This is a genomic window from Paenibacillus sp. GM1FR (assembly GCF_002803315.1).
Lineage (GTDB): Bacteria > Bacillota > Bacilli > Paenibacillales > Paenibacillaceae > Paenibacillus > Paenibacillus amylolyticus.
In genome coordinates, this window is the sequence record NZ_MKZL01000003.1 from 157068 (window position 1) to 168146 (window position 11079).

An 11079-nucleotide genomic window follows, 5' to 3' on the forward strand; every position below is an offset into this window, starting at 1 on the left:
CTTTTTCAGTTTTTTCTGTCCTCTACGTTTCTGTGTAAATGATTAGTTCAACATATATAGTTTCTATATCGGTAACATTTTCCGTTTTTTTGAATTAATGTCCCAATGAAGGTGTAATTGGCGAAGTAAAAACCGAATTTTCTGATTTTTTGTAAGCGTAATCAAAAATCTGTAGCCACCACCGAACATGTCAGTTATACTGGGATTATTATTCGTCTATTCAGAAGATAACCAAGGGACATACCTATTTCCCGGTAAGGGGATTACCCACCTAGGTTAAGCGCTATACTTAATCACCGCATATTAGTTTGGTGCTCCAGTGTGGATGGTATGAATGCAATGATATAAGAATTTATTTCAACGAGAGAAGGATGTGTGCCATCGATGACGACCTATTTCAGTGAACCACAGAGCATGTATTACCGATTTGGAGAAGATCAGGATCAGGTGCTGAAGGTACTGGCCGAGAGGTATATTGGAGCCAATGCGCAGGCTGATTTTGTATATCGGGTATTCCAGAAGTCTGGTATTTTGCAAAATGAAAAAGGGCTTTATGATCTGAATTTAGGTAAACGCTTTCCTGATGCACCTAAAGACCATGTATCCTACGCAGCTGCACTGGTTTGGGGGGACGAGGACCGAAACCTGGATGTACTGGTCCGCTGTTATGGGCCTGTTCGCTTTTATTTCAATGAGCAGATGGTCTATCGCTCTACCGTAATGGATGAGATTAGTCCTGATGCAACGGTGAAGCTCAGCATCGACATCAAGCCTGGTTGGAACACCATTTGGCTGGAAATGAAAAACACGCCTGCCGGCTTCGGTTGCCAGTTCGGATCAGATGAAGGAAAAGTGCGCATTTTGAATGTATATGCTCCATTTCAGGAGAGACAGGGACAAGCCGGATGGGTATTCTCCCAACCGAACCCAGCCACGAGTAAACAACCGGACCTGCTTGGAAAAGAATCAGACTACAGCTTGAACTGGCTGCCTGAGACAGGCTGGTCTGATGAGGATGAGACCAAGCCAGCTCTCGAACGAATATTCGGAAATCTTCCTGGTAAGCATGCTTATGCTTGGACCCATCTGAACAATAACGATTCAACCAGGAATACGGTGCGGTTGTCAGGTCAATCCTCTGGTTCTCTAAGTATATGGATTAGCGGCAAGCCTGTGGTGCAAGTGAAGGAAGCGGGTCCGTTCGAGGTGGATGTACCAGCCTCTTTTGGGCGGAGTGACCTGCTTGTCCGAAGTGAATGCAATGATACGGCGGCGGGACCTTGGCATTTTAATTTGAACGCATCCGTTTCGGGTAAGCCACTTTCACTGGAACTTCCTCAGCGTGTGCACGGTGCTTCCGGAGAGTCTTGGTTATATGTCGGACCTTTTGAGTCGGAGGTTGAACCGGACTTGGCGGATCTGACTCGAACGGACCGAGTGTATCAAACGGGTTTAGAACAGACGTATTGGCGCTTAGATCGACCGGATGCTTGGATCAGACCTTATTATGAGAACGCGATGTTAAGCAACAAATGGACAGTGGGCAGTGTGACCAATTATGGTCGCTGGGATTATCCATTGGGTGTCACTGTATATGGTCTATTACGGACGGGGCGTTATTTGCAAAGACCGGACATTACACGTTATGCGGCTGAGCATGTGCAGGCATGTACCCAGATGTATGAATACTCCTTATGGGATCGGGAGCAGTATGGTTTCCCGGCAGTCAATCAACAATTGGTCATGCTGAAAATGCTGGATAACTGCGGTTCTTTTGGTTCGGCCATGCTGGAAGCGTATTCAGAGTGTCATGAACCAACGTTTCTTCCGATTGCTGAACGGATTGCAGATTTCATGCTTTCCCGCCTGGAACGGCAGGAGGATGGGGCATTTTATCGCACATGTGTAGGGGAGTATGCCGAGAATACCATGTGGGCAGATGACCTCTATATGAGCACGCCATTTCTCGTTCGTTATGCACGGGTGACAGGCAACTCAGCCGCCTTGGATGAAGCCGCCAGACAATTTTCACTGTATCGGAAGTATCTGTTTATGCCTGAGTTCAAGATCATGTCCCATGTGTATGATTTCAAATACGGACAGGCAACGCAGATTCCATGGGGACGGGGAAATGGCTGGACACTATTTTCCTTGACGGAGGTACTGGAAGCTTTGCCGGCAGAGCATCCCGAGCGTCCGACTCTAATTCATTTCTTCAATGAGCTGTGTGAAGGGTACGCAGCGCTTCAAGGGGAAAGCGGCTTGTGGCATCAGGTGTTGAATGTTCCGCAGACGTATGAAGAAGCCTCATGCACGGCGATGTTTGCCTATGGTTTTGCGAGAGGTGTACGCTTTGGTTGGTTCAAAGACCCTGAAGTTTACGTCACGGCTGCCGAGCGGGCTTGGAAGGGACTCATCTGCAAAGCAATTGATCGTCAAGGTAATGTGCATGGCGTGTGCAGCGGTTCGAGATATGCGTTTACGGCAGAGTATTATGATCAGGACTTGCGTACCGTCACCAATGACAATCACGGAATAGGCATTATGATGCTGGCAGGAACCGAAGTAGCAAAAATGAAGAAACATTTGGCTGAACACAGGGTGTCTTCACCTGCCGTCTCACATTCCTGACAGACCACCGAGGTCTGATTTTCATACTATCGTTTCTATACAACAGTCTTCTGCTCCACGTAATACGGTTGTATATCCGTAATCATATTTGAGACGGGATCATCACCGCCGGGAATATCATTCCTGGTGGTTTTTGATTCCTGTAACTCCTTACTTTTTTGACAGGAAAGCTTACTTTTGTTTATGTCATGTACAGTAATAGACCGATACAATAGGTTTTGTAAGCGATTCCATAAATGCAAGAAGGGGAGGAAATTCATTTATGATGATTACAAAAAAGTGGGTAACCCTGTTCTGTCTGTCCCTGTTATTGTTCGCTACAGCCTGTTCTGGAGGGGCCACCGATACATCTTCTTCTTCTGGGGAAGCAAGTGGAAGTGAAGGAGATTCATCAGGCAAGATTGAACTGCGCATGACCTGGTGGGGATCACAGACCAGACATGATCTGACGACCAAAGTGATCCAATTGTTTGAAGAGAAACATCCGGGAATCACCATTAAACCTGAATATTCCGGTTGGGACGGTTACTTTGACAAGTTGACTACACAGGTAGCCGGTTCAAATGCACCAGATATCATCCAGATGGATTACGCCTTTTTGACTGACTTTGCCCGGCGTGGTGCCTTGCTTGACCTGACTCCGTTTGCAGAGAGCAAAGAGCTGCGGACAGAGGATCATGATCAGAGCATGATTACAGCCGGTTCGATTGACGATAAATTATATGCGATTACCCTCGGAGTAAACGCACCAGGTGTCATATATGACGCCACTGTATTTCAGGAATTAGGTATCGAAGAACCACAAGAGAGCTGGACATGGAAGGATTTTGGGGATATTGCGACCAAGATCGCCGCAGCCAAAGGTGAGGGGTTCTATGGATCTGCAGACATTTCCGGTACAACGAACATGTTTGAAGTGTTTATTCGGCAATCCGGGAAAGGATTGTTTGATGGTGGCACAATGACAGCTACCAGCGAGGAGCTTCAACAATGGTTCGATATGTGGAGCGCACTACGTGAGAATGGTGGAGTGACTACAGCGGAGATAACGGCATCCACAACCAATGCGCTGGAGACACGACCGATCTCACTGGGCACAGCCGCCATGGACTTTGCATGGTCCAATCAATTGCTGACATTCCAGCAGGTGAACAAAAACCAGGATCATAAGCTTGGCATCCAAGTGCTTCCGCATGGTGTAGGTGAAAAGCAAATCGGTGAATATCTGAAACCAGGTCAGTTCCTCTCCGGTTATGGTAAAACCAAACATCCAAAGGAAGTTGCCATGTTCATTGATTTCATGGTCAATGATCCAGAAGCAACCGCTATTCTTGGTTCTGAACGTGGGGTGCCGGTTAACTCCAGCATTCGTGAACAGATGCAGCCTACGCTGCCGGAAGCGGAGCAAACCATTTTCCAATTTATCGATACTGTATCGAAGAACTCCAGCGAGATTGACCCGCCATACCCGCAAGGATTTGCTGAAGTGGACACAAGTTTCAAGAGCGCAAGCGAGCAGATCGCCTTCGGTCAAGGTAATACTCCAGATGTCATTGCCCAGTTTATTGAAGGAGCCAAGGCTACGCTTGGATCGAGTCAATAATGATTGAAACTGTCTCACACTTCTAATTCTGCGGGGAGGTTGCGAAGATGACGACATCACAGGTCAGTCAAGCCCGAATCGAGCGTGTAACTACCCGGCGGGTCAAACGGAGATATGCGCATAATGGAGCCGCACTTCTGTTTCTCGCCCCATGGCTTGTCGGATTGTTATTCCTTACCCTAGGTCCAATGTTGGTATCGTTATACATCTCGTTCACCGATTACAGTATCCTGGCCGCCCCTTCCTGGGTCGGTCTGGATAACTACACCACGATGTTTACATCGGATAAACTGTTCACCCAGTCGCTCAAAGTCACCTTCACGTATGTCGCTGTATCCGTACCGGTCAAATTGATTTTCGCGTTGCTGGTAGCGATGTTGCTCAACAAAGGGATTCGAGGATTAGGTATTTATCGGACAGTGTATTACATCCCGACATTGCTTGGAGGTAGCGTGGCGATTGCGATGTTGTGGCGTAAAATGCTGGGTGGGGACGGGCTACTCAATAGTGTGCTTGCCATGGTGGGCATTAAGGCGCCCGATTGGGTTGCTAATCCGAAGTATGCCCTGTACTCCATCGTGCTGTTATCCGTGTGGCAGTTCGGATCGTCGATGATTATTTTCCTGGCAGGTTTGAAGCAGATTCCACCTGAATATGATGAAGCCTCAGCGGTAGATGGTGCAGGTCCTCTGCGGAGATTCTTCTATATAACGTTGCCGATTCTGTCACCCGTTATCTTCTTCAATCTTGTCATGCAGCTGATTACATCCTTTCAATCGTTCACGCAGGCTTTTGTTATCAGTAATGGTAGCGGAGGGCCAGTGAACTCAACCCTAATGTACTCTCTGTATCTGTACAAAAAAGGATTTTCATTCTTTCAGATGGGCTATGCTTCTGCGATGGCCTGGGTACTGGTCATCCTGATTGGCGTATTTACATTGCTCGTATTCCGCAGTAGCAAGCTGTGGGTGCACTATGAGGATGGTGGGAAATCATGATTGGACAACGGAACTCTACAGCATGGGTCGTCAGCAAACATGTGTTGATCTCAGGCATCGCCTTTGTCATGCTCTACCCGATCCTCTGGATGCTGGGCAGCTCATTCAAACCGGGACATATGATCTTTACAGAGACCTGGTTTTGGCCACAGGAATGGAATTGGCAAAATTACATGAATGGCTGGTCGGGTATTCAGGGCAACCCGTTCGCCCGCTTTCTGACCAACTCTGTCATCCTGTCGCTTGGCGCCGTGCTGGGCAATGTCATCTCCTGCTCTATGGCGGCATATGCCTTCGCCCGACTAAATTTTCGTTTCAAAGCCATCTGCTTCGGACTGATGCTTATGACGATCATGCTGCCCCATCATGTGACGCTGATCCCGCAGTATATTCTCTTCAACCACCTGGAGTGGGTGAATACGTATCTGCCGCTTGTGGTGCCAAAATGGCTGGCGACCGACGCCTTCTTCATTTTTCTCATGGTACAGTTCTTCCGGGGATTGCCCAAAGAGCTGGATGAGGCAGCAACCATTGATGGATGCGGTCCTGTGAAAATTTACACCAAGATCATCATCCCACTTGCTTTTCCGGCACTGGTCACTACGATGATCTTTACGTTTTTGTGGACATGGGACGACTTCTTCAGTCAGTTGATCTACCTGAGTGACGTGAGCAAATATACCGTGCCGCTGGGTCTGCGTCTGTTCCTTGATTCCAGTTCTCAATCCGATTGGGGTCCGATGTTTGCGATGTCGGTATTGTCGCTGGTGCCATGTTTCATTGTATTTATCGTGTGTCAAAAGTACTTCGTGGAAGGAATCGCGACCTCTGGGCTCAAAGGGTAATTCCAAGACGAAACGAGTTGATTTTTCCATGGGGAAAGGAAGATGGTCTTCATTTATTAATCAAAAGCTGCAACAAAGCAAGCTCTCCACATTGATGGTGACTTGCTTTATTGCGTTTAACCTGTTGCTTGTCTCGGTTGTTGTCTGGCTAGCATATCAGTCTTTCTCAGCAGTCACCTTTGCCGAGATTAGCAAAGCACGCCTGGCTCTTCTGAACGAAAGCACACGTCGGGGATTTGATTTCATCACAGGGGTAACCGGAACTTCCTATGCTTTGGCAAGCAATCGGGAACTGTCCAGTCTGCTCGAAACGGCTGATACGGGCAGGCTTGCACAGATTCACCAGCGGAGAGAGGTCTCTCGAATTCTGGATCATACGATGGTCGTGAGTGAAGGCATCACTTCCATCGAACTGTATACGGATGTCTTCAATGAAGTGACAGTGACTATGGCTGATCGCATATATCCGGTGAACACCATCGCACACGACTCTTGGTTTTCTACGCTGGAAAAGGCTGATGCGGCTTGGGTTCCGCTGCGTGAGAACGAATCGGGCCAATCCCTGGTCGGATACGCCCAACGGATTTTCGACAGTCGTGGTGGAACGGTTGCCTATGTGCTCATTCGACTGAGTAGAGCGGACATCGTACGCAGGTTTGCTGATGTACCCATGGTGCTTGATGGAAAAGTCCTGTTGGTAGATACGGCTGGTAATGTCGTAATGCAGATGGGGAGAGTTGATCCAGCAGGGGAGAAGGAACGAGTGGATCGAAGAAATGAAGCAAGTACAATTCAAGAAACGGGTGAAGCTGTAAATTCATTTTCTTCTATTATAGATAGTGCATGGATTCAGGAACATGTCCAGCATGGTGCAGACGGGTACGAAGTAGTTTCCGGCCAACCTGGAGGTGCACAATTGGTGCTGTACTCCAGGCCAGCGATGCTTCAGTGGCGCCTCGTACAGACTATTCCGGTATATACACTGTTATCTCCGCTCAGACAAGCAGGCTGGCAGATCCTCGGCATCGCCGTGCTGGGACTATTATGCTCGGCTGTGCTGGCGTACCTGTTTGTAAGGCAGATCATCCGGCCTTTGCGACAATTAATCAAACGAATGAGACAACTGGAGAAAGGGGACTTCGATACCCGGGTCCAACTTTCGTTTACGGAGGAATATGCCCATTTGGCTTATGGCTTCAATCACATGGCTTCACAACTTACGACGCTGATGGAACAGGTGAAGGATGAGAGCCGGGCCAAGCGTGAAGCCCAGACGGGCTTGCTTGAGGCCCAGATCAAACCCCATTTTTTATACAATACCCTCGACATGATCCACTGGCGCGCACTTGATTACGAAGCCAAGGATATCAGTCGCATGATTGTACAACTAAGTAAGCTGTTACGGATCGGACTGAGTGGAGGGAGACTGTTTATACGGGTTCGTGATGAGTTGGAACATGCCCGTTGCTACGTCAACATACAGTCAGAGCGGCTACCGTTTTCCATTCAATATCAGGAGCAGATCGATCCGCATACTCGCGGTTGTTACATTCCCAAAATCATTTTGCAGCCCTTTATCGAAAATGCCGTTATGCACGGGCACCCTGAAGAAGGCACACTTCGAATTCAGGTGCATATGCACGAAGTGGAAGGCCCGCATCAGGATATCGTCATTCGTATCACGGATAATGGGCGGGGTTTGCCAGAGGGGTGGAAACTCGAAGAGACGTGTGGTATCGGTGTACGGAATGTACATCAGCGCATTCAGCTTTATTGCGGGAAGAGATATGGCGTTCAACTGAGCGATAGAGAGTCAGGTGGCGTGGAAGTGACCATTACGCTGCCGCGTATTGAGACCGACGAGCAATTAAATCTATGGCTGGACGGTGAAAAATGATGAAGACCATTATGCTTGTTGATGACGATCCTCATATTGTAAAGGCATTAACAGATCATATCGATTGGCCTTCTCTGGGCCTCAGCATTGCAGGCACTGCTTCCAATGGCTTGGATGCGCTGGAGCTGTTTCACCGCATGCATCCAGATGTCGTTATGACTGACGTATATCTACCGGGGATGACCGGGCTTGAGATCACACAGACGTTGCGACGTGATCATCCCCACTTGCCGATCATCATTCTTAGTGGATATGACGAATTCGAGAACGCCCGGGCAGCCATGCGCTGGGGGGTGAATCACTTTTTGCTGAAGCCGGCAGAGGTTGAGGAGATTGAGTCTGTGCTGCGTGAGGTGTTACTGGAACAAGATGTGCGAGAGCGGCATGAGCGACTGGAGCAGACGTACAAGCAGGAGGTCGGACGGGTACTTCCGTATTTGCGCAAACAATTTCTTCACGAACTGCTGACTACGCGATATCGGGCAGACGAGCTTCCCAAAGAACGCATGGACTATATAGGCATTCATATGACCTCCCAGACACGCGCCATTAGTCTGCAACTGAATCGCCCCGTATTTTTGACACGAATGAAAGAACGGGATTGGCAACTTCTCCGCTATGGGGCGGCCGATATTATTCAGGAAACGGTGAAGGAGCAAGCGGCGCGCATGAATGGTCAGGTAGAGATTGTTGATTATTCGGATCAGGTATTTGTGTTGCTTCTATTAGGAGATAAAGACCATCTGGAGGAATGCCTGCCACTCGTGGAGAGGATGATCGATCAGATCTTTACGTATCTGAAAATTGAAGTGAGTGCTGGAATCGGAAGATCCAAGAGTCACCCATGTGAGGTGATAGATTCCTATCTCGAGAGCAGGGAAGCGGTGGAAACAGCAGAATTTCAAGGTGGAAGTCGTATATACCACTATGAAGCATCGAAGGAAACAGAACCAAGTGTGACCGATTATTCATTATTGCTTCGTCAATGGAATGAGGCTTGGGCGGATATTCGACCTGACCTGGCGGAAGAGGTATGGCATCATATTTGCCTTTTGCTGAAAGAGGGGAAATGTGTTGGGATACAGGATGTACAGGTTGTGGCCGTCAGTCTGTTTGACACGTTGATGCATAGCTGGAACCGACTTCATCCTATGTTAGCGCCGCCGCTGGCGATGAGTGATTTTTTGCGTGAAATTCAATCGAAATATGCTTTGCATGATCTGGTAAGCTGGATGGATCGTATTATCTGCGACTGGCTGGAACAGATACGTAAGGAGATGGGCGAGAAGAAGAGCAATAAACTTATCGAGCAGGTGAAACAGTATGTAGAGCTTCATTACGCCGAAGAGATTAGTTTTGAAGCGATAGCCAAGGGGCTGTTCGTACATCCGAAGTATCTGAGTCAACTTTTCAAAAGGGTGACCGGTGAGAATTTCGTCAGTTATTTGAACGGGTACCGGATTCAGAGAGCGTTGGAACTGTTGCAGTCGGGACATTACATGGTATATGAGGTGAGCGAGATGACGGGGTTCCGTAATGCAACGTATTTTAGCCAGGTGTTCAAAATGCTTACGGGCAAGAGTCCGTCTGAGGTGGGGTAGAGCGATACAGGTACAGTAATTAAATAAAGTGGAAGAGGAGGTATGGTTCTTATGATGATCGATCAGCAGGAATATTACATTAGAGGCTTATCTTACTCCATTAGATCGGCAGAGGAAAAGGACGCTGAGGCCTTGTCTTCACTACGTGTACAAATCGATGGGGAAACCGAGAACATGGATCGTGAAGAGGGCGAGGCGTATATCGACGCAGCCGGGTTTAGGCGGATCATCCATTTGGACACTGAGAAGTCACGGAATCTGTTCCTTGTTGCTGTAGTAGCGGGTGAGATTGTGGGATACTCCCGATGTGAAGGTACAGAGCTGAAGCGCTTTTGCCATAAAGTTGAGTTCGGCGTGTGTGTAGCCAGAGAGTTCTGGGGGCATGGGATTGGCAAGAACTTGTTAGAGAAGTCGATAGAATGGGCAGACCAGACTGGTGTAGAGAAGATGACGTTGAACGTGCTGGCATCCAATGAAAAGGCAATCGAGTTATACCAAAAGAGTGGCTTCGAGATCGAAGGTATTTTGAAAAAGGATCGTAGACACACGGATGGACAGTATCACGACACGATAGTGATGGCAGGTTCAGAGACTAATAGTATAAAAAGTGAAGAGCAGTAATGATGTTGAATGGGTCTATTCACAACCTATATTGAGATAGATTAGACCGGTGAGTGTATATAGGATATAGTAAGAGGATATTGCCATTGGAAAAAGAGCTTATGAAGAGATGGAATCAAATATATAATCAGTTTTCTAATGGGATATTTTACAAGTAGTAATTGTGTTGTGTATATGATATATTCTATTTCTGGCCAAAAAAAACACGAGAAACAAAGTGCCGCAGGCAAAACAAATAAGCTTCGAAAGAAACTTAAAAAAAGAGCTTGCTAAGTTGGTTGGGAAGTGTTATGATATAAAAGTTGCTGAGGAGAACAACGCTCGGTAACAAAAAAATAAGTTTGATCTTTGAAAACTGAACAACGAGTGAGTAAACATTCTGCTTGCAGAATGAACGCGAAAGTTTGAGACAAGCCTTGGCTTGAATCGACTGGAGCACAAATGAGATTTTTAATCTCGTCAGATTCAAAATGAGCTTATCGCTCTTTTCAATACTTTATTGGAGAGTTTGATCCTGGCTCAGGACGAACGCTGGCGGCATGCCTAATACATGCAAGTCGAGCGGACTTGAAGAGAAGCTTGCTTCTCGGATGGTTAGCGGCGGACGGGTGAGTAACACGTAGGCAACCTGCCCTCAAGTTTGGGACAACTACCGGAAACGGTAGCTAATACCGAATAATTGTTTTCTTCGCCTGAAGGAAACTGGAAAGACGGAGCAATCTGTCACTTGGGGATGGGCCTGCGGCGCATTAGCTAGTTGGTGAGGTAACGGCTCACCAAGGCGACGATGCGTAGCCGACCTGAGAGGGTGATCGGCCACACTGGGACTGAGACACGGCCCAGACTCCTACGGGAGGCAGCAGTAGGGAATCTTCCGCAATGG

At 47.8% G+C, this 11079-nt stretch carries 7 protein-coding genes and 1 rRNA gene; all 8 read left to right on the top strand.

Annotation, left to right across the window (positions count from 1 at the left end; translation table 11 throughout):
* The first annotated feature begins 384 nt into the window (after window positions 1-384).
* On the top strand, window positions 385-2631 hold the full coding sequence (locus PAEAM_RS02460; RefSeq protein ID WP_100526498.1) for a glycoside hydrolase family 88/105 protein: 2247 nt from the start codon (window positions 385-387) through the stop codon (window positions 2629-2631).
* A 262-nt stretch (window positions 2632-2893) separates the two neighbouring features.
* Complete coding sequence (locus tag PAEAM_RS02465) at window positions 2894-4234, top strand: ABC transporter substrate-binding protein (protein ID WP_076329661.1); 1341 nt, start codon at window positions 2894-2896, stop codon at window positions 4232-4234.
* A gap of 47 nt (window positions 4235-4281) precedes the next feature.
* On the top strand, window positions 4282-5232 hold the full coding sequence (locus tag PAEAM_RS02470) for a carbohydrate ABC transporter permease (RefSeq protein ID WP_036616398.1): 951 nt from the start codon (window positions 4282-4284) through the stop codon (window positions 5230-5232).
* Window positions 5229-6077 (top strand): carbohydrate ABC transporter permease, encoded by an 849-nt coding sequence (locus PAEAM_RS02475; protein ID WP_100526499.1) that lies wholly within the window; start codon window positions 5229-5231, stop codon window positions 6075-6077. Before PAEAM_RS02470 ends, PAEAM_RS02475 begins: the two co-directional genes overlap by 4 nt.
* A 28-nt stretch (window positions 6078-6105) precedes the next feature.
* Window positions 6106-7974, top strand: a complete 1869-nt coding sequence (locus PAEAM_RS02480) for a cache domain-containing sensor histidine kinase (protein WP_100526500.1) — start codon at window positions 6106-6108, stop codon at window positions 7972-7974.
* The gene (locus tag PAEAM_RS02485) at window positions 7971-9575 is read left to right on the top strand and encodes a response regulator (protein WP_100526501.1); all 1605 of its coding nucleotides are present in this window, start codon (window positions 7971-7973) and stop codon (window positions 9573-9575) included. The genes PAEAM_RS02480 and PAEAM_RS02485 overlap by 4 nt, the downstream gene beginning before the upstream one ends.
* Window positions 9576-9626: 51 nt before the next feature.
* Window positions 9627-10196, top strand: a complete 570-nt coding sequence (locus tag PAEAM_RS02490; protein ID WP_100526502.1) for a GNAT family N-acetyltransferase — start codon at window positions 9627-9629, stop codon at window positions 10194-10196.
* A 496-nt stretch (window positions 10197-10692) separates the two neighbouring features.
* Window positions 10693-11079 (top strand): 16S ribosomal RNA (locus PAEAM_RS02495); the annotation flags it as partial.

Excerpts from the sequence above, each read along its gene's own strand:
- PAEAM_RS02460 (WP_100526498.1), top strand. The coding sequence starts at position 385 with ATGACGACCTATTTCAGTGAACCACAGAGCATGTATTACCGATTTGGA.
- PAEAM_RS02465 (WP_076329661.1), top strand. The coding sequence starts at position 2,894 with ATGATGATTACAAAAAAGTGGGTAACCCTGTTCTGTCTGTCCCTGTTA.
- PAEAM_RS02470 (WP_036616398.1), top strand. The coding sequence starts at position 4,282 with ATGACGACATCACAGGTCAGTCAAGCCCGAATCGAGCGTGTAACTACC.
- PAEAM_RS02475 (WP_100526499.1), top strand. The coding sequence starts at position 5,229 with ATGATTGGACAACGGAACTCTACAGCATGGGTCGTCAGCAAACATGTG.
- PAEAM_RS02480 (WP_100526500.1), top strand. The coding sequence starts at position 6,106 with ATGGGGAAAGGAAGATGGTCTTCATTTATTAATCAAAAGCTGCAACAA.
- PAEAM_RS02485 (WP_100526501.1), top strand. The coding sequence starts at position 7,971 with ATGATGAAGACCATTATGCTTGTTGATGACGATCCTCATATTGTAAAG.
- PAEAM_RS02490 (WP_100526502.1), top strand. The coding sequence starts at position 9,627 with ATGATGATCGATCAGCAGGAATATTACATTAGAGGCTTATCTTACTCC.